Annotated in this window: 20 protein-coding genes and 2 pseudogenes; 11 read left to right on the forward strand and 11 right to left on the reverse strand. The window is 73.2% G+C overall.

Annotation, left to right across the window (positions count from 1 at the left end):
- Nucleotides 1–381, reverse strand: coding sequence for a hypothetical protein (locus ACF09J_RS26680; RefSeq protein WP_392307979.1), 381 nt, complete (start codon nucleotides 379–381; stop codon nucleotides 1–3).
- 304 nt (nucleotides 382–685) lie between these two features.
- Between ACF09J_RS26680 and ACF09J_RS26685 the strand changes: the two genes are divergently transcribed.
- Entirely contained in the window at nucleotides 686–1,282 is a 597-nt protein-coding gene (locus ACF09J_RS26685; RefSeq protein WP_392307980.1) for a PASTA domain-containing protein, read from the forward strand.
- Between the two features lie 73 nt (nucleotides 1,283–1,355).
- On the opposite strand, the gene ACF09J_RS26690 is transcribed toward ACF09J_RS26685, so the two are convergent.
- Nucleotides 1,356–1,919: an NAD(P)H-dependent oxidoreductase gene (locus tag ACF09J_RS26690; RefSeq protein ID WP_392307981.1), complete on the reverse strand. Its 564-nt coding sequence runs from the start codon at nucleotides 1,917–1,919 to the stop codon at nucleotides 1,356–1,358.
- A 121-nt stretch (nucleotides 1,920–2,040) separates the two neighbouring features.
- Between ACF09J_RS26690 and ACF09J_RS26695 the strand changes: the two genes are divergently transcribed.
- Nucleotides 2,041–2,730, forward strand: a complete 690-nt coding sequence (locus tag ACF09J_RS26695; RefSeq protein ID WP_392307982.1) for a TetR/AcrR family transcriptional regulator — start codon at nucleotides 2,041–2,043, stop codon at nucleotides 2,728–2,730.
- A 422-nt stretch (nucleotides 2,731–3,152) separates the two neighbouring features.
- Nucleotides 3,153–4,187, forward strand: a complete 1,035-nt coding sequence (locus ACF09J_RS26700; RefSeq protein ID WP_392307983.1) for a LacI family DNA-binding transcriptional regulator — start codon at nucleotides 3,153–3,155, stop codon at nucleotides 4,185–4,187.
- 22 nt (nucleotides 4,188–4,209) lie between these two features.
- On the opposite strand, the pseudogene trxA reads toward ACF09J_RS26700, so the two are convergent.
- Nucleotides 4,210–4,593, reverse strand: a pseudogene (gene trxA, locus ACF09J_RS26705) (thioredoxin); the annotation flags it as partial.
- Between the two features lie 129 nt (nucleotides 4,594–4,722).
- Between trxA and ACF09J_RS26710 the strand changes: the two are divergent.
- Nucleotides 4,723–6,153 carry a dihydrolipoyl dehydrogenase family protein gene (locus ACF09J_RS26710; protein ID WP_392307984.1) on the forward strand — a complete coding sequence of 477 codons (1,431 nt, stop codon included), beginning with the start codon at nucleotides 4,723–4,725 and terminating at the stop codon, nucleotides 6,151–6,153.
- Nucleotides 6,154–6,165: 12 nt separating this feature from the next.
- Here the strand turns inward: ACF09J_RS26710 and ACF09J_RS26715 are convergent, their stop codons facing one another.
- Nucleotides 6,166–6,810 carry a peptide deformylase gene (locus tag ACF09J_RS26715; protein WP_392307985.1) on the reverse strand — a complete coding sequence of 215 codons (645 nt, stop codon included), beginning with the start codon at nucleotides 6,808–6,810 and terminating at the stop codon, nucleotides 6,166–6,168.
- 191 nt (nucleotides 6,811–7,001) lie between these two features.
- Between ACF09J_RS26715 and ACF09J_RS26720 the strand changes: the two genes are divergently transcribed.
- Together ACF09J_RS26720 and ACF09J_RS26725 are read left to right on the forward strand one after the other, a co-directional pair.
- Nucleotides 7,002–7,427, forward strand: coding sequence for a BlaI/MecI/CopY family transcriptional regulator (locus ACF09J_RS26720; protein WP_392307986.1), 426 nt, complete (start codon nucleotides 7,002–7,004; stop codon nucleotides 7,425–7,427).
- A 6-nt stretch (nucleotides 7,428–7,433) separates the two neighbouring features.
- Nucleotides 7,434–8,363 (forward strand): M56 family metallopeptidase, encoded by a 930-nt coding sequence (locus ACF09J_RS26725; protein WP_392307987.1) that lies wholly within the window; start codon nucleotides 7,434–7,436, stop codon nucleotides 8,361–8,363.
- A 23-nt stretch (nucleotides 8,364–8,386) separates the two neighbouring features.
- Here ACF09J_RS26725 and ACF09J_RS26730 read toward each other — a convergent pair whose 3' ends face one another.
- Both ACF09J_RS26730 and ACF09J_RS26735 read right to left on the reverse strand, forming a co-directional pair.
- On the reverse strand, nucleotides 8,387–8,740 hold the full coding sequence (locus ACF09J_RS26730) for a tetratricopeptide repeat protein (protein ID WP_392307988.1): 354 nt from the start codon (nucleotides 8,738–8,740) through the stop codon (nucleotides 8,387–8,389).
- Between the two features lie 150 nt (nucleotides 8,741–8,890).
- Nucleotides 8,891–9,676, reverse strand: coding sequence for a Ku protein (locus ACF09J_RS26735; protein ID WP_392307989.1), 786 nt, complete (start codon nucleotides 9,674–9,676; stop codon nucleotides 8,891–8,893).
- A 153-nt stretch (nucleotides 9,677–9,829) separates the two neighbouring features.
- On the opposite strand from ACF09J_RS26735, the gene ACF09J_RS26740 reads away from it, so the two are divergent.
- The gene (locus tag ACF09J_RS26740; RefSeq protein ID WP_392307990.1) at nucleotides 9,830–10,378 is read left to right on the forward strand and encodes a GNAT family N-acetyltransferase; all 549 of its coding nucleotides are present in this window, start codon (nucleotides 9,830–9,832) and stop codon (nucleotides 10,376–10,378) included.
- Here ACF09J_RS26740 and ACF09J_RS26745 read toward each other — a convergent pair.
- Entirely contained in the window at nucleotides 10,362–10,649 is a 288-nt protein-coding gene (locus ACF09J_RS26745) for a hypothetical protein (RefSeq protein ID WP_392307991.1), read from the reverse strand. The two genes, ACF09J_RS26740 and ACF09J_RS26745, sit on opposite strands and share 17 nt — an antisense overlap.
- A 9-nt stretch (nucleotides 10,650–10,658) precedes the next feature.
- On the opposite strand from ACF09J_RS26745, the gene ACF09J_RS26750 reads away from it, so the two are divergent.
- Both ACF09J_RS26750 and ACF09J_RS26755 read left to right on the forward strand, forming a co-directional pair.
- Nucleotides 10,659–11,135: a TetR/AcrR family transcriptional regulator C-terminal domain-containing protein gene (locus tag ACF09J_RS26750; protein ID WP_392307992.1), complete on the forward strand. Its 477-nt coding sequence runs from the start codon at nucleotides 10,659–10,661 to the stop codon at nucleotides 11,133–11,135.
- A 126-nt stretch (nucleotides 11,136–11,261) separates the two neighbouring features.
- Entirely contained in the window at nucleotides 11,262–13,331 is a 2,070-nt protein-coding gene (locus tag ACF09J_RS26755) for a SpoIIE family protein phosphatase (protein WP_392307993.1), read from the forward strand.
- Here ACF09J_RS26755 and ACF09J_RS26760 read toward each other — a convergent pair.
- On the reverse strand, nucleotides 13,328–14,305 hold the full coding sequence (locus ACF09J_RS26760; protein WP_392307994.1) for an alpha/beta hydrolase: 978 nt from the start codon (nucleotides 14,303–14,305) through the stop codon (nucleotides 13,328–13,330). The genes ACF09J_RS26755 and ACF09J_RS26760 overlap by 4 nt on opposite strands.
- A 409-nt stretch (nucleotides 14,306–14,714) precedes the next feature.
- Between ACF09J_RS26760 and ACF09J_RS26765 the strand changes: the two genes are divergently transcribed.
- Together ACF09J_RS26765 and ACF09J_RS26770 are read left to right on the forward strand one after the other, a co-directional pair.
- Nucleotides 14,715–15,434, forward strand: coding sequence for an FAD binding domain-containing protein (locus tag ACF09J_RS26765; RefSeq protein ID WP_392307995.1), 720 nt, complete (start codon nucleotides 14,715–14,717; stop codon nucleotides 15,432–15,434).
- Nucleotides 15,435–15,622: 188 nt separating this feature from the next.
- Nucleotides 15,623–17,932, forward strand: a pseudogene (locus ACF09J_RS26770) (heavy metal translocating P-type ATPase).
- Nucleotides 17,933–17,996: 64 nt separating this feature from the next.
- Here the strand turns inward: ACF09J_RS26770 and ACF09J_RS26775 are convergent.
- The 3 genes from ACF09J_RS26775 to ACF09J_RS26785 all read right to left on the reverse strand — a co-directional run bounded on the left by ACF09J_RS26775 (nucleotide 17,997) and on the right by ACF09J_RS26785 (nucleotide 21,776).
- Nucleotides 17,997–19,292: a MalY/PatB family protein gene (locus tag ACF09J_RS26775; protein ID WP_392307996.1), complete on the reverse strand. Its 1,296-nt coding sequence runs from the start codon at nucleotides 19,290–19,292 to the stop codon at nucleotides 17,997–17,999.
- Between the two features lie 112 nt (nucleotides 19,293–19,404).
- Nucleotides 19,405–20,595 (reverse strand): acyl-CoA dehydrogenase family protein, encoded by a 1,191-nt coding sequence (locus tag ACF09J_RS26780; RefSeq protein ID WP_392307997.1) that lies wholly within the window; start codon nucleotides 20,593–20,595, stop codon nucleotides 19,405–19,407.
- Nucleotides 20,592–21,776 (reverse strand): CaiB/BaiF CoA transferase family protein, encoded by a 1,185-nt coding sequence (locus ACF09J_RS26785; protein WP_392307998.1) that lies wholly within the window; start codon nucleotides 21,774–21,776, stop codon nucleotides 20,592–20,594. Before ACF09J_RS26785 ends, ACF09J_RS26780 begins: the two co-directional genes overlap by 4 nt.
- Nucleotides 21,777–21,851 lie beyond the last annotated feature (75 nt).

Below are 21,851 nucleotides of genomic sequence, written 5' to 3' on the forward strand. Positions count from 1 at the left end.
TCAGCCGCCGACCGATCCGCCCTTGGCGGAGAAGCCGCCGCGGACGACGTTGCCCGACTTCGGCGCGGTGAACGAGCCGCTGCCCTTGCTCAGATCGACCTTCTGCCCGACGGCGGGGGCGTTCTTGCCGCGCGGGGTGTACCACCAGCCGTAGTTCTTTCCGCCGGTCCCACCCGCCCCACCGCCGGCCCCACCGGCTCCACCGGGGTTGCAGTGACTGTCCGCCACGCGTTTCTGCGTCAGCTTGTCCACGCAGGTGCCCTGGTAGTCCGGGCCGCTGGAGCACCCGCTGAGGGCTATCGCCATCGCGACCGCACCCACGGTGCCGACCGAGACATTGAAGGAGCGGCGACGTGAACCGGTGCGCTGCTGACTCGTCACGAACAGGTCCTTTCGGATGCGTCTGCTGATCCACGGCAGAGGGGTGCCGCGCGTTACGGCGTCGTGACGGGCGGAGAAACCGCGGGAACGGCCGGGCCACGTAGGCGACTTGAAGCCGCACGCGCCAGGTCGACATGCCCCGTTCATTCCGACCGTTCCTCGCCCTGTACAGGTACTTGGCCTGTCCAACATACCGTTGACGCGTTCGCAGCAACGTGTCCGGGACCGGACGGTGGGGTTTCCCCCCTCTTTCCAGTGGGGACTACCGTTATTCGCCTGTACCGGCAGCACTTGGGGGGAATACGTGCGAACTCGTCTTGTCGCCGCTGTTCTGGCGTGTGCCGCGGCCGCTGCCCTCGTCGCCTGCGACCCGGCGGACGGCGGCGGGCCGGGGCGGCACGGAAAGCCGGGCGGGCTCCAGCGGAAGGTGGTGCCGGTCTTCGTCGGTATGGGGTTGCAGTCCGCGCAGGACGCCGCCCGGGAACGGGGCTTTCGCTCGCTGAGGTCGCACGACGCCCTGGGGCGCGGCCGGATGCAGGCCTTCGACCGGAACTGGAAGGTGTGCAGCCAGAACGTGGCGGCCGGTACGACGGTCTCGACCGGTACGACCCTGGACTTCGGCGCGGTCAAGCTGGAGGAGTCCTGCCCCGCCAGGGACCAGGCCGCGCCGTCGGTCACGGGCGGGAGGATGCCCGACTTCAAGGGGAGGTCGGTGAAGGCGGCTCGGGCCGCGCTCGCCGCGAACACGTCGCTCACGGTGAAGGACGCGTCGGCCCACCACCGTTGGGTGCTGATGGAGAGCAACTGGCAGGTGTGCTCCCAGACTCCGGGTCCGGGGGCCCGACTGAAGGGGCAGCCGGTGTCCTTCACGGCGGTCAAGTTCGGGGAGTCCTGCCCGTAGCCCGGTGGAACGCCGGCTCGTGAAAGCGGGAAGGGGCCGGCGCCCGGCGGGCACCGACCCCTTCCGGGGACGCTCAGGCGGCAGCGGCGTCACCGGTGTGGCCGTGCAGCCGCGCGACGACCTCGGTGAGCTGGGCGGCGACCTCGGCGTCGTCGACCGGGTGGGTCTCCGCGAAGCGGGTCACGGAGCCGGGGATGGAGAGCTTGATGTCCTCGATCACCTTGCCGCCGGCGATGCCCACGGCCTTGCGGGTGTCGTCCTGCGCCCACACGCCGCCGTACTGGCCGAAGGCGGTGCCGACGACGGCGACGGGCTTGCCCACGAAGGCGCCGGCGCCGTACGGGCGGGACAGCCAGTCGATGGCGTTCTTCAGGACGGCCGGGATGGTGCCGTTGTACTCGGGGGAGAACAGCAGGAAGGCGTCGGAGGCGCCGGCGACCTCGCGCAGCTTGGCGGCCGCGGCCGGCACGCTGCCCTCGACGTCGAGGTCCTCGTTGTAGAACGGGACCTCGGCCAGGCCCTCGAACAGCGCGACCTCGGCGCCCGTGGGGGCGAGCTTGATGGCGGCCTCGGCGAGCTGGCGGTTGTGCGAGCCGGCGCGGAGGCTGCCGACGAGCGCGAGGATGCGGACAGACATGGGGGACTCCAAGGGGGGTGACACAAAAACTGTTAGGGATCCGGACCGAGGTCCGTTTATTTTTCTATCACCCTAAGCGGACCGCGGTCCAGTTCTGTTCCCCATGCCTTACGCTGTCCTCATGTCCCGCCCCCTGCCGCCCCTTCCGAAGCCCCAGGAGCCTCAAGAACCTCAGGAGACCCGGGAGCTGTCGGTGCAGCCGGTACTGCTCGAATTCGGCACCGGTGAGGACGAGCCGTGCCTGCGGGCCGACGCGGCCCGCAACCGGGCCCGGCTGCTCGACGCCGCCGCACGCCTGGTCGCGGAGCACGGCGCGGCGGGCGTCACGATGGAGGCGGTCGCCGCGGCGGCCGAGGTGGGCAAGGGGACGGTCTTCCGCCGCTTCGGCGACCGCACCGGTCTGCTCAGGGCGCTGCTGGACCATTCGGAGCGGAAGTTCCAGGCCGCGTTCCTCAGCGGGCCCCCTCCCATGGGGCCCGGCGCGCCGCCCGCCGAGCGGCTGAGGGCCTTCGGCTGCATGGCGCTGCGCCGCGCGGCCGACGAACTGGAACTGCAACTGGCGGCCGACCCGGGCCCGGCCCGCCGCTTCGCCGTACCCCCACGCCAGGTCCAGTACGCCCATGTGGCGATGCTGCTGCGACAGGCGGCACCGGGCGCGGACAGCGAGCTCCTCGCCCACACCCTGATGGGCTACCTCGAGCCCGCCCTCATCCACCACCTGACCAGGCAGTGCCAGATGCCGATGGAGCGGCTGCAGGCGGGCTGGCACGACTTGGTGGCGCGCATCACCTCCACGGAACCGGCCGGCTGAGAACGGGGAACCGGTCCGGGCGGCCGTGCGCGGCCGCCGGCGGGGACGTCGGCTCCGGGAGTGGCTGGCCGGGGACACGCCGGCCCGTCGGCCCGTCGCCCCGCGCCCCCGCCGCACCTCCGCCGGTTGAGAGCTGGGCGACCGCGCCAGGGGTGCCCCACTGCCGTGACCGGTCGGCTTTCCGGCGCGTGGGCGCCGGGCGCGAGTGCGCTTCTCGCAGACGGTCTCCTTCGGCGCCCGCGTTCTTGCCCCCGCCCCCAGGCATCGCACGGGCCCCCCGGCCCGTTGACGCGACCTGCGCACCCCGTTCCTCCGCGCGCCCGTTCACCCCGCCCCGCATCTGTTGCCGTTTCAACTTGCGTCAGTAATAGGGGAGTTCACCGGACGGACAGTCCCCCGCTTCTGCCAAGATGCGATACGTCATGGTGCAGATTCCGAAACCCGCCGCGCCCCCGACGCCCGATCCGCGCTCCGTGCCCACGAGCGCCGACGTGGCCCGACTGGCCGGCGTCTCGCGCGCGACCGTCTCCTACGTTCTGAACAACACCCGAGCCGTTCGTATCAGCGAGCCCACCCGCCGCCGGGTCCACGAGGCCGCCGAGGAACTCGGGTACGTGCCGCACGCGGCGGCGCGCAGCCTGCGCGCGGGGCACAGCCGTATGGTCCTGATCCCCGCCCCGGCCCTCCCGGCCGGCCCGCTCTACAGCCGTTTCCTGGAAGAACTCCAGTGGGCGCTCGGCCTCCTGGACTACACCGTCGTGCAGCACGCCACCGCCTGCCTGCCCGGTGACGCGGCCGCACGGGCCTGGGCCGAACTGCGCCCGGTGGCCGTCCTGGTGTCCGGCGTGGGGCTCGGACCCACGGGAGTGGCGGTGCTCAAACGCTCCGGCGCGCGTGCCGTCGTCACCCTGGGCCCCGAACCCGTCGAGGGCGCCCACGCCCTGATCATGGACCACGAGAGCGTCGGCCACCGGGCCGGCGCCCACCTGCACGCCCGCGGCCGGCGCCGCATCGGTGTCGTCGTGCCCGAGGAACGCGGACTGGACACGTTCTCCCGGCCCCGGCTCGCCGGCGTACGGCGAGCCCTGCGCGGCACCGAGGGCAGCGTGACCGAACTGCCCCTCGGCTACGACGAGCGGTCCGCCGCCCACCTCGCCGCCCGCTGGCGCGACCTGGGCCTCGACGCGGTGTTCGCCTACAACGACGAGTACGCCATGCTGCTGATGCGCGCCCTGCAGGACGCGGGCGTACGCGTCCCCGAGGAGACGGCCCTGATCGGCGCCGACGACCTCATGCTCGGGCGGCTGCTGCGGCCCCGGCTGAGCACCGTCCACATCGATCTGCCCTCAGGCCGCGACGTGGCCGAACTGGTCGACCGCGCCGTACGCGACCCCGCCGCCCCACCCGAACGGCACGCGGTGCTGGGCGCGACGGTGATCCACCGCGAATCCAGCTGAACCGCGATACCGGTCACTCGGCCTACTGACCGTTCTGCTGCTCCGCGACCGCCTTGCGGACCTCGTCCATGTCCAGCTTGCGGGCCTGCCCGATCACGTCCGTGAGGGCGGCCTCGGGCAGCGCACCCGGCTGCGCGAACACGGCGACCTGGTCACGGACGATCATCAGCGTCGGAATGGACTGGATGCCGAAGGCCGCCGCCAGCTCCGGCTGGGCCTCGGTGTCCACCTTGCCGAACACCAGGTCCGGATTGTCCTCGGCCGCCTTCTCGTACACCGGGGCGAACTGCCGGCACGGCCCGCACCAGGACGCCCAGAAGTCGATCAGGACGAACTCGTTGTCCGTGACCGTCTGGTCGAAGTTCTCCTTGGTGAGCTCCACGGTGCTGCTCATGGCGTATCCCTCTTCCTGGTGCTTCCGGGTGTCGGCTTACCGGCGTGGGGCGAAGCCGTGGGCACAACACGGCCGACCCTACGGGTATTCCGCGCACGTACCCGTGTGGCCAGGGCGCACACCACCCACCAGACTGACCCCATGACCGAAACGGAAACCATCGCGTACGACGTCGTGGTGCTGGGCGCCGGACCCGTGGGTGAGAACGTGGCCGACCGCACCCGGGCGGCCGGCCTGTCCACCGCGATCGTGGAGAGCGAACTGGTCGGCGGCGAGTGCTCGTACTGGGCGTGCATGCCGAGCAAGGCCCTGCTGCGCCCGGTCATCGCCCGCGCCGACGCCCGCCGGCTGCCGGGCCTGAGCCAGGCGGTGCGCGGTCCCCTCGACGCCGCCGCGGTCCTCGCCCGCCGGGACGAGTACACCTCGCACTGGCACGACGACGGCCAGGTGCGGTGGGTCGAGAGCATCGGCGCCGACCTCCACCGCGGGCACGGCCGCCTGGCGGGCCCGAACACGGTCACGGTCGACGGCCCCGACGGCACGCGCAGGACACTGACCGCGCGACACGCCGTCGCCGTGTGCACCGGAACCCGCGCCCTGCTGCCGGACCTGCCCGGACTCGACTCCGTCAAGCCGTGGACCAGCCGCGAGGCCACCGGCGCCGAGCAGGTGCCCGGTCGGCTGATCATCGTCGGCGGAGGTGTCGTCGCCACCGAGATGGCCACCGTCTACCAGGCGCTCGGCTCACAGGTCACCGTCCTGGTCCGGGGCAAGGGGCTGCTGCCCCGTATGGAACCCTTCGCCGGCGAACTGGTCGCCGACGCCCTCGCCGAGGCCGGCGCCGACATCCGCACCGGCACCGCGGTGGAGTCGGTCGCCCGCGAGAACGGCACCGTCGTGGCCGTCACCGGCGCCGGCGACCGGATCGAGGCCGACGAGATCCTCTTCGCCACCGGACGCGCACCGCGCACCGACGACATCGGCCTGGAGACGGTGGGCCTCGAGCCCGGCTCCTGGCTGCCGGTCGACGACACCCTGCGCGTGCAGGGCAGCACCTGGCTGTACGCGTGCGGCGATGTGAACCACCGCGCGCTCCTCACCCACCAGGGCAAGTACCAGGCCCGGGTCGCGGGCGACACGATCGGCGCCCGCGCGGCCGGTGCGCGCCCGGTGGAGACGGACCCGTGGGGCGCGCACGCCGCCACCGCCGACCACCACGCCGTACCGCAGGTCGTCTTCACCGACCCGGAGGCCGCGGCCGTGGGCCTGTCCCTGGCCGAAGCCGAACAGGCCGGCCACCGGGTACGGGCCGTCGACGTCGACCTCTCCTCGGTCGCCGGGGCCGGCCTGTACGGCGAGGGCTACCGCGGCCGCGCCCGCATGGTCGTCGACCTCGACGAGGAGATCCTGCGCGGTGTCACCTTCGTCGGCCCCGGCGTCGGCGAACTGCTCCACTCGGCCACCGTCGCCGTCGCCGGCCAGGTTCCCGTGAGCCGTCTGTGGCACGCGGTCCCGTCCTATCCGACGATCAGCGAGGTGTGGCTCCGCCTCCTCGAGGCCTACCGGGGCTGACCGCGCGCCGTCCTACGGCAGCTCGAAGCCGAGGGCCCGCGCGGCCCGCTCCGGGGTCGGCTGGGTCCAGCGGTGCGCCATCGCGTCGTCGGAGGACAGGGAGCGCAGTTCCGCGCGGTCGAGGTAGAGGGTCCCTTCGAGGTGGTCGGTCTCGTGCTGGACGATCCGGGCGGGCCAGCCCGAGAACACCTCGTCCACCGCGCTCCCGTGCTCGTCCAGCGCCCGCAGCCGCACCTCGGCGTGCCGGGCCACCACGGCCTGCCAGCCCGGAACGCTCAGGCAGCCCTCGTAGAACGCGGCGCGCTCGGTGCCTACGGCCTCGTACGACGGATTGACCAGCACACGGAAGGGGAGCGGAACCCGTCCGCGTGCCTCGCGCACCTCCTCCGGCACCGGCGCCGGGTCCTCCACGACCGCGATCCGCAGCCCCACCCCGACCTGCGGCGCGGCCAGTCCCACGCCCGGTGCGGCCTGCATGGTCTGGCGCATGGCCCGGACGAAGCGGGTCAGCAGCTCGGGCTCCAGCTGGCCGTCGAACGGTTCTGCGGGGCACCGCAGCACCGGGTCGCCGGCGGCGACGATGGGCAACGGGCCGCCGTCGGCGAGGAGTTCGTCGACCTGCTCGGCCAGGGGCGTACGCGCGCGGGGGGAAGCCATCACGCCAGGATGCCACGGAGCCCGGCCGGCCCGGTCCGCCCGGCGCAGGCAAGCCACCAGCCTGGCCCGAACCGGCGCTTGTACGGGTCCGGTCCGCAGCGGCGGGCGTACGGCACCGGCGTGCGGCCCCCGGCCGCGTCCCCGGTGTGAAGTAGCGTGGTGCGACACGCCGACGCCGGAGGGAGACGTATATGACGACACCGCACCGGCGCGCCCGGCGCGGGCAGGGTGAGCTGGAGGGCCAGGTGCTCGGCGCGCTCCGCGAGGCGGACGCCCCGGTCACCGCGGCCTGGGTGCGGCAGCGGCTCGGCGGCGACCTCGCCTACACCACCGTCGTCACCATCCTGACCCGGCTGCTCGCCAAGCACGTCGTCTCCCGCGAGCGCCGCGGCCGCTCCTTCGTGTGGACCCCGACCGCGGACGTCGCCCGTCTCGCGGCGCTCCGGATGCGCCGGCTGCTGGACGGCGAACGCGACCGCGAGGCAGTGCTGACCAGCTTCGTCACCGCGCTGCCCCCCGGCGACGAGCAAGTGCTGCGCGCCCTGCTGGACACGGCCGACGCCGCGGACAAGGACGACGGCGCCCGGCACCCGAGGGGCGACGGTACGGGACACTGACGCCTCATGGGGCTCTACGTCTTACTGCCGCTGGTGCTGCCGCTGTCCGCGTGGCCCGTCGCACGCCTGGCCGCGCCGCGCCTGCACCCGCGCACGGCGACCCGGCTGCTGACGTTGGTGGCCGCCGTCATGGGCGGATGCAGCACGCTGTGCCTCGCCCTGCTGACGGTCGTCGGCGCCGCGGGGCTGACCGGCGGCCCGGTTCCGGACGGCTGGGCCGATCCCGGGATCAGGGCGGCCCTCTCCCGCGACCGGGTCACGGGAAGGGCGGCGATCCCCGCCCTCGGACTGGTCGCGGTGGCCTGCGGGCACACCCTGTGGCGCCACCGGCGGGTGGCCCGCCGTGCCCGCCGGGCCCTGACCGGGCTGCGCGGCGCACCCGTCGTGGTCCTGCCCGACAGCACGCCGTACGCCTACGCCCTGCCCGGCAGCCACGACCGGATCGTCGTCACCACGGCACTGCTCGATGGCCTCGCCCCGGACGAACGGCGTGCCCTGTTCGCGCACGAACGCGCCCACCTGGCGGCCCGCCACCACCGTCACCTGCTCACCGTCCACCTGGCGGCCCGCGCCAACCCCTTTCTGCGGCCGCTGCGTTCGGCCGTCGCCTACACCGCCGAGCGCTGGGCCGACGAGGACGCGGCCCGCGCGGTGGGCGACCGGCGCGTGGTGGCGCGGGCGATCGGCAGGGCGGCCCTTCTGTCGTCCGGCGCGCCCGCGCCCACCCTCGCCGCGGTGGCCGCCGGCGGTCCGGTGCCGCGCCGGGTCGCCGCCCTGCTGGCGCCGGCACCGGCGGGCCGCGACCGGCCGTCGGTCTTCACGGCGGTCGGCGCCGCCGTGTGGGGCGCCGCCGCCGGTGCGTCGGTGTCCGCGGTGTCCTCGGCGAACTCCGCGGTCACCCTGTTCCTGCTCCTCCACCCGGCGGCCTCCCTCTGACCGGTCCGGGTGCGCCTGCGGTCCTATTCGCCTCGTTCCCCGAAGTCGCCCGCCAGGGCGGAGGCGACACGCAGGTGCGTCTCGGCCTCGCCCGGGCGGCCCTGCCGCTGAAGGGTGCGGCCGAGCATCAGCCGGGCGTAGTGCTCCACCGGGTCGCGCTCGACGATGATGCGCAACTGGGCCTCGGCCCGGCGCAGTTGGGCCGAGTGGTAGTAGGCGCGCGCCAGCAGCAGCCGGGGTCCGGTCTGCTCCGGCACCTCCTCGACCAGCCCGTCCAGCACGCGGGCCGCGGCGGCGTAGTCCCGGGCGTCGAAGAACATCCGCGCCCGCTCCCAGCGCTCCGCCGGGGTTCCGTGCTCGTAGTACGTCGTGTCCACCTGTGACCTCCTCCGGCGCCTCGTTGTGAAGCCACCGGCTGCTCCAACCGTCCCGGTTAGTTGAATATTCCACTACGCGGGACCTCGCGGCGGACGAGCCCGTTGGCGTTGTCGAAGGATGGAGAGTCGGCCCGCGTCGGAGGCTGCTGCTCAGCCTGGTGTGCGGCTCTGGCCGGCGGCTCTGCGCAGGCTCTCCCTCAGCGCGGCCGGCAAGTCCACCGCCGGCTCGGGCTCGGCGGTCTGGGGCAGCCGGCCTCCGGATTCCTTCGCCGCCGCCAACTGCTCCAGTGCTGCGGCGGAGTCGTCGTGCAGGTCGGCAAGGTCGACATCGGACATCTGGGCCATCAGCAGGGAGGCGAGCTCCAGTTCCTGCCCGGTCACCGACGTGGTCGATGGGATGTTCCCGGGTTCGCGGACTTCCTCGGGCCACAGAAGTGTCTGGACGACCAGGGTGTCCCGGCGCGGCCAGACTGCTGCCAGGCGTTCCCTGGTGCGCAGCGTCACCTTGGCCACAGCCGCGCGCTCGATCCAGGTCAGCGCGGCCACCAGCAGCGCGTATGGCCGCTGCCCGGCCTGCCCGTGCGGTGCGGCGTAGTAGGCGTGTGAGAACAGGATCGGGTCCAGGCCGTCGACGGGGACGAATCCGAGGACGTCGATGACGTGCCTGCTGGGCAGCGGCAGGGCGGTGAGATCTGCTTCTTCGAGCGCCACCATGTGCCCGTCAGGGGTTTCGTACCCCGTCGTGATCTCACGTTGGTCGACCTCGCGGTGCTCGGCCCGGCATACACGCCGGTTTTCGACGGGGGAGCCGTCCGCGGCGTGCGCCTCGTGCAGATCCACACCATGTCGTCGTGTGGCCGGGAACAACTGCACCGGCATGCTGACCGAGCCGAACGTGATCCAGCCCGTCCACACCGCCTGCGTGGGCACATCCATGTCTCCAGCCTCCGCCGCGGCGGACACCGGTGCACCTTGGAGCGGTTGCGGTTGCGGTTGTGCCTCGACCCGGTCGCGGTCGGCGTCCCGGAGGCCCGCGCCGACCGGATTCGCCCAGGGTGCGCCGTCGGGGTGTGCGATAGGTTGCCCGCCATGCCTGGACTCGGCCCCGTCGCCTGGCCCCCTGCCCCGACAAGGACCGAACGGCTCGTGCTCCGCGAGTCCGAGGCCCGCGACCGTGCGGCGTTCATCGAGCTGTTCGCATCGCCGGAGGTGCGCACCTACCTCGGTGGCCCTCGACCGCGCGACGAGCTCGAACACGCGGTGCCTGACGTGCCCGGGCGGCGCCCCGGTCTTTTCGTGATCGACCTCGACGGAGCGATGATCGGCACGATCACGCTCGAACGGCGCGACCCGGAGCGTCCGGGGCACGTCGGTCCGGATGCCGGGGAGGCCGAGCTCGGTTACATGTTCCTGCCGGATGCATGGGGATGCGGGTACGCCGCCGAGGCGTGCGCGGCGGCACTCGACTGGTTCGCCGACGCGTTTCCCGGCGAGCCGGTGGTGCTCTGCACCCAGACCGCGAACAACCGCTCGATGCGCCTCGCGGCCAAGCTGGGGTTCACCGAGGTGGAGCGGTTCGAGGAGTACGGCGCCGAGCAGTGGTTCGGCGTGTGGTCCCCGGTCACGCCCTCCGGCTGAACTCGTGCTGTGCTCGGAAGGCTGGGCGTGCGCGGGCGCTCAGTGCCGCGAGATCCGTGCTGGCGCGCTCGGTGACGAGGGCGGGTACGCGGCCGGCGGCTGCCAGGTCCTCGGCGGGTATCCCGTCCCAGATGCGGCCGGTGTGGGGAGCGGTCTCCGCGCCGACCGCGGCGAGCAGTTCGCGCCCCGCCTCCGTGGGGCGAAGGCGCGCGCCGTCGGCGACGAGCAGGCGCCTGGCGACCAGCTCGTCGACAGTGCGCGTCGGCGACACGATCGCCGCGTGCCGGGGCGCCTGACGGCAGCTCCGGTCCAGGCCGGCGGCCGGCCGGGCCCCGGACTCGTGGGCGGCAGGGCCAGGACGTGCCGCCGCCTTGATGCCCGCCGGGAGCATGTCCTGGCCCGGCACGGTGTGACGTTCCAGCAGCAGATCGCCCTGCGCGCCGCCGTCACCACCGAGGCCCCGCAGACGCGACTCCCTCAAGGCCGATCCGGTCGACTCGAGCGTCGCGGTGGTGAACACCGAGCCGTCAACACCTACTGGCCGTCGCTTCCCGGGCCCCTGGACGGGCGTTCGGGTCCCGCTCGCTACGGGATCCGGTGCGCGCCCTCGGCCCCCACGCGCGCCGCGTACTTTGCGAGCCACTTCCCGCTCTCGGCCGCCGCGGGCGCCGAGATCTTCGCGGACTACGAGCAGCACTTCGCGGAGGGTCTCGAACTCGTGATCGACGGCATCGCGGCGCGGTACGGGATCGACTGAGGGCGGCCCGTGGGACGGTGAGCCGCACTCGGCGGACCTGCCGACCCGGCCGGGGCGCGAGACGATGGTGGGTAAGCAGCGGTCTCGGCCGGGAGCGCGGGGGTGAGGCGAGAGGAGGCGTCGACGGTGGAGTCTGCCGAAGCCTTCACGGGAAGCGCCGGTCACGAGACCCTCGCTCCGTCCGGCGGCCTGCTGGACTCGCTGAGCGTCTCCGCGGTGGTGCTGGACGCGCGGGGACGCGTGGTCTTCTGGAGCCCGCAGGCACAGCAGGTCTTCGGCTACAGCGCCCAGGAGGCCGTGGGCCGGTACGCGGCCCGGCTGATGGTCGACGAACAGCACCGGGACGTCGTCACCGCGCTGTTCGCCGAGGTGATGACGGAGGGCACGGGGTGGGCCGGCGCCTTCCCCGTCCGCCACAAGGACGGCAGCTCCCGCCTGGTCGAGTTCCGCAACATGCGGCTGGAAGGCGCGCACGGGGACTACTACGCGCTGGGCATCGCCGCCGACCGGGCCGTCCTGCGGACCATGGAGCGCGACCTCGCGCTGTCCGCCCGGCTGGTCTCGCAGTCCCCGATCGGGCTGGGCATCGTGGACACCGACCTGCGGTACCTCGTGGTCAACCCCACGCTGGAGCGCATGAACGGCCGCCCCGCCGAGCAGCAGATCGGCCGGACCGTCCGTGAGGTGCTGGTCTTCATGGACGCCGTCTGGGCCGAGACCGCGATGCGCCGCGTACTGGACAGCGGCGACCCGCTGCTGAACCAGCTCATCCTCGCGCCCACCCCCTCCGACCCGGGCCGCGAGCACGCGTGGTCGGTCTCGTACTACCGGCTGGAGGACAGGGCCGGGAAACCGCTCGGGGTCGCGATCGAACTCATCGACGTCACCCCGCAGCACCGCGCCTCCGCGGAGGCCGCCACCGCGCGGCAGCGGCTGGCCCTGATCGCCGACGCCTCGGCGCGCATCGGGACGACCCTCGATTCGGCCACCACCGCCGACGAACTCGCCCGTGTCTGCGTGCCGGAGGTCGCGGACCTCGCCGCGGTCGACCTCCTCGACGCGGCGCTCCAGGGCGGCGACCCCGGCCGGAGACCGGGCAGCCCGATGGCCATGCGCACCCTGGCGGTCGTCGCCCATCCGGCCCCGGCCGTCTCCCTCCCCGTCGGGTACGTCGCCCGGTTCGCGCCGCACCACTTGGTCGCCCGGTGCGTCACCACCGGCCGCCCGGTCTTCGCCACCCGTGTCACCGCCCGGGACCTGCCCCACCTCGCCCCGGCCCACGCCGCGAACGCCCTCGCGGAGGCCGGGGCCCATTCCTGCCTGGCCGTACCGCTCGTCGCCCACGGCCGCGTCCTGGGCGCCCTGGCCCTCGCCCGCAGCGGCAATCCCGTGCCGTTCGGCGACGACGACGCCACCCTGGCCCTCGAACTGGCGTCCCGCGCGGCCGTCAGCATCGACCACGCCCGCTGGTACCAGAACCAGCGGACGGCCGCCGAGGACTTCCAGCGCAGCCTCCTGCCCCGGCAACCGTCGCAGCGGCCCGGCCTGGACATCGCCTGCCGCTACCAGCCCGCCTCCACCATCTGCGGGATCGGCGGCGACTGGTACGACGTGATCGCGCTGTCCGACGACAGGACCGCCCTGGTCATCGGCGACGTGATGGGCAGCGGCAGCGGCGCCGCCGCCACCATGGGCCAGCTGCGTACGGCGACCCGCACCCTGGCCGCGCTCGACCTGGACCCCGCCGCGGTCCTGACGCACCTCGACCGCATCACCGACGAGCTGGAGCAGCGGTTCGCCACCTGCACGTACGCCGTCTACGACCCGCGCCGGGCCTGCTGCCACGTCGCCATGGCCGGGCATCTGCCGCCGGTCCTCATCCCCGCCTCCGGTGTCCCGCGGCTGCTGGAACTCCCGACCGGGGCACCCCTCGGCGTGGGAAGCGTCCCCTTCGAGACCACCCGGCTGCGGATCGGGCCCGGGGACGGACTGCTGCTCTACACCGACGGGCTCGTCGAGACCCGCAGCCACTCGCTCGACGCGCAACTGGCCACGCTGCTGGGCCTCCTGGCGCGGCCGCCGGGTCCCCTGGAGGAGACCTGCGACCATCTGCTGGACGCCCTGCGCAGTCCCGAGGAACCCGACGACGTGGCCCTGCTCCTCACCCGGGCCGGCCGGACCCAGGACCTCTCTTAGGGTGTGGGTGCGCCGGCCGTGCCGAGGGCCTCGCGCAGGAACCTCACGGCCTGGTCGATGGCGGCGCGGGCGGCCTCGGAGTGGCTGAGGGAGTTGAGCATCATGAAGTCGTGCACCGTGCCGTCGTAGCGCACCGTGGTCACCGGGACGCCGGCGGCGCGGAGCTTGGCGGCGTACGCCTCGCCCTCGTCGCGCAGCACGTCGGCCTCGTCGACGAGGAGCAGGGCGGGCGGCAGGCCGGCGAGCTGCTCGCTGGTGGCCCGGTTGGGGGACGCGGTGATCTCCTCGCGCTGGCTCGGGTCGGTGGTGTAGGCGTCCCAGAACCACTCCATCAGCTTGCGGCTGAGGTAGTAGCCGCTGGCGAACTGGTCGTAGGAGTCGGTGTCCATCGCCGCGTCCGTGACCGGGTAGTACATCGACTGGTGCACGAACGCGACGTCACCGCGCTCCTTGGCCATGAGGGCGAGCGCCGCGGTCATGTTCCCGCCGACCGACTCGCCGGCCACCGCCATGCGCCGGGCGTCCAGACCCTTGGACTCGCCCTCGCGCGTGATCCACCGCGCGGTCGCGTAGCCCTGCTCGATGGCCACGGGGTAGTGCGCCTCCGGCGAGGGCGTGTACTCGACGAAGGCCACGGCGGTACGCGCGCCGACCGCCAGTTCGCGCACCAGCCGGTCGTGGGTGCCGGCGTTGCCCAGCACCCAGCCGCCGCCGTGCATGTACACCACGACGGGCAGCGTTCCGGTGACGCCCCGCGGCCGGACGATGCGGACCCGTACGTCGCCCACGGCGGCCGGTACGGTGATCCACTCCTCGTCGACCGGCAGCTTGTCGACCGGCGCGGCCTGGAGGTCGTCGAGGACCTTGCGTGCTTCGGTGGGCTCCATCTCGTACAGGAAGGGATGCTTCGAGGTCGCGTCGGCGAGTTCCCGCGCCGGGCGCTCCAGGACGATCGAGCTGGACTGAGCGGCCATGGCGATGCTCCTTGGCGATGCTGCGAAGCGCATGCTGAGACGCGCGTGGCGAGACGCGCAGGGTGCCCGGCCGGCGAGCGCCGGTGCCACTGAACGCCCGGGCCCCGGGAAATGAGACCTTGTCCAAGGTTCGAGGCCCTCGTTCAAGCCCTGCGAGCCGATGTGGCCATCGTATGCGCACATCGTGCGGCCATCGACTCGCGGCGAACGGGCGACGGCGGGAGACCGGTTCGGTGCGGTGGGTATGCGGCGGGGATATGCGCCGGGGCGCTGCCGCCGGCGCGTCGTGTGCTCGCGTGAGCCCTGTGCGCGCCCCCGCCCGGGAGGGAAGACTGCCTGCCGACGGGCAGGGGACCGCGGCACTGCCCACCGCCTTCGTCCGGTGTCCCAGGAAGGCAGGTCGGTCACTGTGCTGTTGCGTCTGCCCACGTCCGTGTCCGAGGCACGGGAGTGCCTGGCGGAGGGTGCCGTGCCGATCGGCGGGGCGACCCTCGTCTGGGCCACCTGGCAGCGCGACGGGTTCCCCGAACTGGCCATGTCCCTGCGCGAGTTGCCGGAGGCCAACGTCGTGGGGCGGCGGACCGTGGGCGGGGCCGTGGTGCTGCACCGGATCGACGGGCGGGTCCCCGACGTGCTGCGCCTCGCGGCCGCCACGGTGGGCACCGGGGCCGTGCGCCGGACGGCGACGGTCGGCGGCAACCTCGTCGGCAGTGCGCTGCGCTGCCTGCTGCCCGCCGCGCTCGTCCTGGACGCCCGGGCCACGGTCCTGGAGCCCGAAGGCGTCCGTGAGGCCGATCTGTCCGAGGTGGTGGCCAAGCGGCCCGTCCTGCTCAGCCTCCGCTGGCGCGAGCCGGCCGCCTGCGCCTACCGCAAGCTGGACGGCGAGGCGGGCGGACCGCCGCCCCTCGTGGTCGCCTCGGCGGTGCACGCCGAGGACGACGGCGACCGTCTGCGGGTCGCCGTCCGCGACGGCTACGACGTGCTCAGCGGAAGTGTCCCGCGCGCCGTCGACGTGGCGGAGGTCCTGAGCGGGCTGCGCGGTACGGCCCTCGGCGATCTGCCGGCCGCCGCGTGGGACGTCGTCCACGCGCAGGTCACCGGCCTTCTGGACGGTCTCGGCACGCACTGAGCGGCCGAGTCGCCGGCCGTATCGCTCACGGCATCGCACGTTCCCGGGCGGTCCCCTGCACGTCAGATACCCCCCTCCGGTATGTGGCTCCGATGGGTGAGTCCTTGCTTCGCGTACCCCCTAGGGGTATACATGTAGCCGTGCCGGGTACCCCCTGGGGGTACCCGATGGGCTAGGAGGAACCGATCATGACCACCACCACGTCCGGTGCCGCCGAGGTCGAACTCGCCATCGGCGGTATGACCTGCGCCTCGTGCGCCGCCCGCATCGAGAGGAAGCTCAACCGCATGGACGGCGTCGAGGCGACCGTCAACTACGCCACCGAGAAGGCGAAAGTCACCTTCCGCGAGGACGTCGCCGTGGCCGACCTGATCGCCACGGTCGAGGCCACCGGCTACACCGCGCGCGAACCCGAGCCCGTCCGTGCCGAGTCCGGGCGGGCCGACCGCTCGGCGGATTCGGCACGCTCGGCGGATTCGGCGGATTCGGCGGATTCGGCGGGGGAGGACCCCGACGAACTCCGGCCGCTGCGCGAGAGGCTGACCACCGCGGTCGTGCTCGCCGTGCCGGTGATCGCGATGGCGATGATCCCGCCCCTCCAGTTCGAGTACTGGCAGTGGCTGTCCCTGACCCTGACGGCGCCCGTGGTGACGTACGCCGCCTGGCCGTTCCACAAGGCCGCCTGGACCAACGCCCGGCACGGCGCGGCCACCATGGACACACTGATCTCGGTCGGCACCTCGGCGGCGTTCCTGTGGTCGGTGTGGGCGCTGTTCCTCGGCACCGCCGGCATGCCCGGCATGACCCACCCCTTCGAGTTGACCATCGCCCGCGGCGACGGCGCCGGGAACATCTACCTGGAGGCCGCGGCCGGCGTGACCGCGTTCATCCTCGCCGGCCGATACTTCGAGGCCCGGTCGAAGCGCAAGGCCGGTGCGGCGCTCAGGACCCTGCTGGAACTGGGCGCGAAGGAGGTCACCGTCCTCCGGGGCGGACGTGAGGAGCGCATCCCCGTGGCGGAGTTGAAGGTCGGTGACCGCTTCCTGACGCGCCCCGGCGAGAAGATCGCCACCGACGGCACCGTCGTCGAGGGCGCCTCCGCCGTGGACGCCTCGATGCTCACCGGCGAGTCCGTACCGGTCGAGGTCGCCGTCGGGGACGCCGTCACCGGCGCCACCCTGAACGCGGGCGGACGGCTGGTCGTCGAGGCCACCCGCGTCGGCTCCGACACCCAACTCGCCCGCATGGCCAGGCTGGTGGAGGACGCCCAGAACGGCAAGGCCGCCGCCTAGCGGCTCGCCGACAGGATCTCCGGGGTCTTCGTCCCCGTCGTCATCGCTCTGTCCCTGGCCACGCTCGGCTTCTGGCTCCTCGACGGGGCGGGACCGACCGCCGCCTTCACCGCCGCGGTCGCCGTCCTGATCATCGCCTGCCCGTGCGCCCTGGGGCTCGCCACACCCACCGCGCTCATGGTCGGCACCGGGCGCGGCGCCCAACTCGGCATCCTCATCAAGGGACCCGAGGTCCTGGAGAGCACGCGCAAGGTCGACACCGTCGTCCTGGACAAGACCGGCACCGTCACCACCGGCCGGATGACCCTGCTCGCCGTGCACCCGGCCGACGGCACCGACGAGACGGACGTCCTGCGGCTCGCCGGCGCCCTGGAGCACGCCTCCGAGCACCCGATCGCCCAGGCGGTCGCCACCGGGGCAGCGGACCGTGTGGGCACCCTGCCGGTCCCGGAGGACTTCGCCAACGTCGCCGGACTCGGGGTCCAGGGAATCGTCGAGGGGCACGCCGTCCTCGTCGGGCGCGAGCGCCTGCTCGCCGAGTGGGCGATGTCCCTGCCCGAGGACCTGCGGCGCGCCAAGGAGGCCGCCGAGGCGGGCGGACGTACGGCCGTCGCGGTCGCCTGGGACGGGGAGGCCCGCGCCGTGCTCGAAGTCGCCGACGCGGTCAAGGAGACCAGCGCCGAGGCGGTACGCCGGCTGCGGGCCCTGGGCCTGACGCCCGTGCTGCTCACCGGCGACAACCGGACCGTCGCCGAGGCCGTCGCGGCCGAGACGGGCATCGCACCCGAGCACGTCATCGCGGAGGTCCTGCCGCAGGACAAGGTCGATGTCGTCAAACGCCTTCAGGGCGAGGGGCGTTCGGTCGCCATGGTCGGCGACGGCGTCAACGACGCGGCGGCGCTCGCCCAGGCCGATCTGGGGCTGGCGATGGGGACCGGCACGGACGCCGCGATCGAGGCCGGCGACCTGACCCTGGTCCGCGGGGACCTACGGGTCGCGGCCGACGCCATACGGCTCGCCCGCAGGACGCTGGGCACCATCCGCTCCAACCTGTTCTGGGCCTTCGCCTACAACGTCGCCGCGCTTCCGCTGGCCGCGGCCGGACTGCTCAACCCGATGATCGCGGGCGCCGCGATGGCCTTCTCCTCGGTCTTCGTGGTCGGCAACAGCCTGCGCCTGCGCCGCTTCCGGGCTCTCGGCCACTGACCTCCGCGGCCATCGCGGCAGGGCGCCGCCCGCCGTTCCGCCAGGGACGGCGGGCGCCCTCGGCTCAGCCCTCCCCGGTCGAGGCGCCCGAGCCGCGACCCGGGGAGGACTCCCGCCCGAGTCCGGCCAGCGCGCCGCCCATGCGGGTGAGCGCTTCCCGCAGGATCGCCGGTGAGGTCGCGAAGTTGAGGCGCACGCAGCCGGCGCCGCCGCTGCCGAAGACGTGTCCGGAGCTGAGGGCGACGCGGGCCTCGTCCAGGAACAGCTTCGCCGGTCCGGCGAGGTCGCTCACCACTCCGGGGCCCTCGGTGGGACGGTCGTCGTGCAGTCCGAGGCCGGTGCAGTCCAGCCAGGCCAGGTAGGTGCCCTGCGGCGGAAGGTACCCCACGTCCGGTAGATGCTCCTTCACCAGTTCGCCCAGGAGGCTCCGGTTGGCGTCGAGCCCGAGCAGCAGCTCGTCCAGCCAGTCGGCCCCGTCGCGGAACGCCGCCGTATGGGCGAGGATCCCCAGATGGCTGGGGCCGTGGCCGACCTCTTCGGGCATCCGGCGCAGATCGTCCGCGGACTCGGTGCCGGCGATGGCCACGGCGGCCTTGAGGCCGGCCAGGTTCCACGCCTTGGACGCGGAGGTCAGGGAGAACCCGTTCTCCGAGCCGGGCACGCCGAGGAACGGCGTGAAGACGGCGCCGGGCAGCACCAGCGGGGCATGGATCTCGTCGGAGACCACCCGGACACCGTGTCCGCGGGCGAGCGCGGCGACCGCCTCGAGTTCCGCGCGGGTGTGGACGACACCCGTCGGGTTGTGCGGGTTGCTCATCAGGAAGGCGGCGCGGCGGCCGTGGCGCCGTGCGCGTATGAAGGCGTCCTCCAGGGCGGCGAGGTCGATCCGCAGGTCGGGGCCGAGACGGGCCTCGACGACCTCCCGCCCGTCGTGCGCGACGAACGCGTAGAACGGGGGATAGACGGGTGAGCAGACGACGACCGCGTCGCCGGGTCCCGTGACGAGGCGGAGCACCTCGACGACGCCCAGCATCACGTCGGGCACGAGCGCCGTGTTCTCCACGCGCAGGCCGTCCCACCCCCAACGTGTGGCGGCGAACGCGGCGAGGGCCTCGGCGTAGGCGGTGCCATGGGGGTATCCGGTGTCGCCCAGCGCGACGGCCCGGTGCAGGGTGTCGGCGACGGAGGGGGCCAGCGGGACGTCCATCTCCGCCACCCACAGCGGCAGGACGTCCTCCGGATGCGTGCGCCACTTCAGGCTGGAGCGCTGCCGCAACTGCTCGAGGGACAACTGGACGAGCGGATCGGTACGGCCGCCGTCCCCGGGTCCGGCGGGTGCCTGCTGGGTGGACTCGCTCATGCGGTACTCCCCTCGCCCGGCGGACCGGGCCTCGGCGGTGCGCGGTGGTCGTCTCGCTGGACGGTACCCCGGTCCCAGGCCCCCGGATCCCCGTGTCCGGCGGCCGCCCGGCTCAGCGGAACGCCGCCTGACCCGTGACCGCCTGGCCGACCACCAGGGTGTGCATCTCTACGGTGCCCTCGTAGGTCAGCACGGACTCCAGGTTGTTCATGTGCCGGATAACGGGGTATTCCAGCGAGATGCCGTTCGCCCCGAGGACCGTGCGGGCGGTGCGGCAGATGTCCAGCGCCTCGCGGACGTTGTTCAGCTTGCCGAGGCTCACCTGCTCGGGCCGCAGCGTGCCCGCGTCCTTGCGGCGGCCCAGGTGCAGCGCCAGCAGCACGCCCTTCGTGTATTCGAGGTACATGTCGGCCAGCTTCTGCTGGGTGAGCTGGAACGCCCCGATCGGCTTGCCGAACTGGGTCCGCTCCGTCGCGTAGGACTGGGCGGCGTACAGCGACGACCGTGCCGCGCCCATCGCTCCCCACACGATGCCGTAGCGGGCCTCGTTGAGGCAGCTCAGCGGGCCCTTCAGACCGCGGACCTCGGGCAGCACCGCGTCCGCGGGAAGGCGCACCCCGTCCAGGACCAGCTCGCTCGTGACCGAGGCGCGCAGGGACAGCTTGTGCTTGATCTCCGGGGCGGAGAAGCCCGGCGTGCCGGTGGGCACCACGAAGCCGCGTACCCCGTCGTCGGTCCGGGCCCAGACCACGGCCACGTCGGCGACGCTGCCGTTGGTGATCCACATCTTCCGGCCGTCGAGGATCCAGTCGCCGCCGTCGCGCCGCGCCCGGGTGCGCATGCTGCCGGGGTCGGAGCCGATGTCGGGCTCGGTCAGACCGAAGCAGCCGATCGCCTCACCGGCGGCCATGGACGGCAGCCACTGCCGCTTCTGCTCCTCGCTGCCCCACTTCCAGATCGCGAACATCGCCAGCGAGCCCTGCACGGAGACCAGCGAGCGGATGCCGGAGTCGGAGGCCTCCAGTTCGAGGCAGGCCACGCCGTACTCGGTGGCCGACATGCCGGCGCAGCCGTAGCCCTCCAGGTGCATGCCGAGCACGCCCAGCGCGCCGAGTTCCTTGGCCAGGCCGCGGATGTCGGGAACGGTGCCCTGCTCGAACCAGTCCGCCACGAACGGGTCGATGCGCTGCCCGCAGAGCTGGCGCACGGAGGCGGCCACCGCCTTCTCCTCCGGGGTGAGCAGGTCGTGCAGTCCGGCGGGATCGCGGGGGTCGAGCGGGGGCAGCTTGGCCGGTGCGTTCATGCGGTCTTCTCCTCTGGCGGTTCGGTGGGTTCCGGGTCGGCGAGCCAGCGGCGTACGTCGTCGCTGTGCTCGCCGAGACGGGGCGGCGGCCGGTAGCCGGTGACCGGGGTGGCCGAGTACGTGACGGGGTGCCGGATCTGGGGCGGGGACGAGGGGCCGACCCGGACGGTCGGTTCGAGGCCGAGCGACTCGGCCAGGGCGATGCCGTCGGCGACGGTGCCGACCCGGCCGGCCGGCACACCGACCGCGGTGAACCGCCCGATCCAGATCTCGACCGTGTCGCCCGCGAGGGGTTCCTCCAGGGCCCGGACGAGTGCGCGGCGATTGCGCACCCGGGCCGGATTGGTCGCGAAGCGTTCGTCGTCGGCCAGTTCCGGCGCGTCCAGCACCTCGGCCAGCCGGCGGAACTGCCCGTCGTTCCCGCATGCCATGGCCAGCAGGCCGTCCGCGCAGCGCAGCGTCTCGTACGGGGCGATGGACGGGTGCGCGTTGCCCATCCGTTCCGGCGCCCGGCCGGTGGTCAGGTACGCCGAGGCCTGGTTCGCCAGCGAACCGAGCAGGCTGGACAGGAGGTTGACCTCCACCCGCTGGCCTCGGCCGCTGCGCTCGCGGGCCCGCAGCGCCGCCAGGATGCCGATGGCCGCGTCCTTGGCGGTCAGTACGTCGACCAGGGCCACGCCGACCTTCTGCGGGTCGCCGCCGGGTTCGCCGGTGATGCTCATCAGACCGCCCAGGGCCTGGACGAGGAAGTCGTAGCCCGCCAGCGCCGCGCCGCCGTGGCGGCCGAAGCCGGTCACCGAGCAGTACACGACGCCCGGGTTGGTGCGCCGGACGGAGTCGTAGTCGAGTCCTCGCGCGGCGAGCGCTCCGTCCTTGAAGTTCTCCACCAGGACGTCGGCCCGGTCGGCCAGCGTCCTCGCCAACCGGAGGTCCTCGGGGTCGGACAGGTCGAGGGTCACCGACCGCTTCGAGCGGTTGGCGCACTCGAAGTAACTGCTCGAACCGTCGGTCCACGGGGGACCCCAGGCACGGGTGTCGTCGCCGGAGCCCGGACGCTCCACCTTGATGACGGTGGCCCCCAGGTCCGCCAGCGTCACCGAGGCCAGCGGCCCAGCCAGGACGCGGCTGAAGTCGGCGACGACCAGGCCGTCGAGCGGCGCCGCGGGCGGATCGACGGGCATGACCTCTCTCCAATCGCTCGGGACGGGACGACCGTACGGAGAAGGCACGGATCTCTCACTGGATAAAATGCACCA

Origin of the sequence: Streptomyces sp. NPDC014889 (genome assembly GCF_043081205.1) — a bacterium.
Taxonomy (GTDB): Bacteria; Actinomycetota; Actinomycetes; order Streptomycetales; family Streptomycetaceae; genus Streptomyces.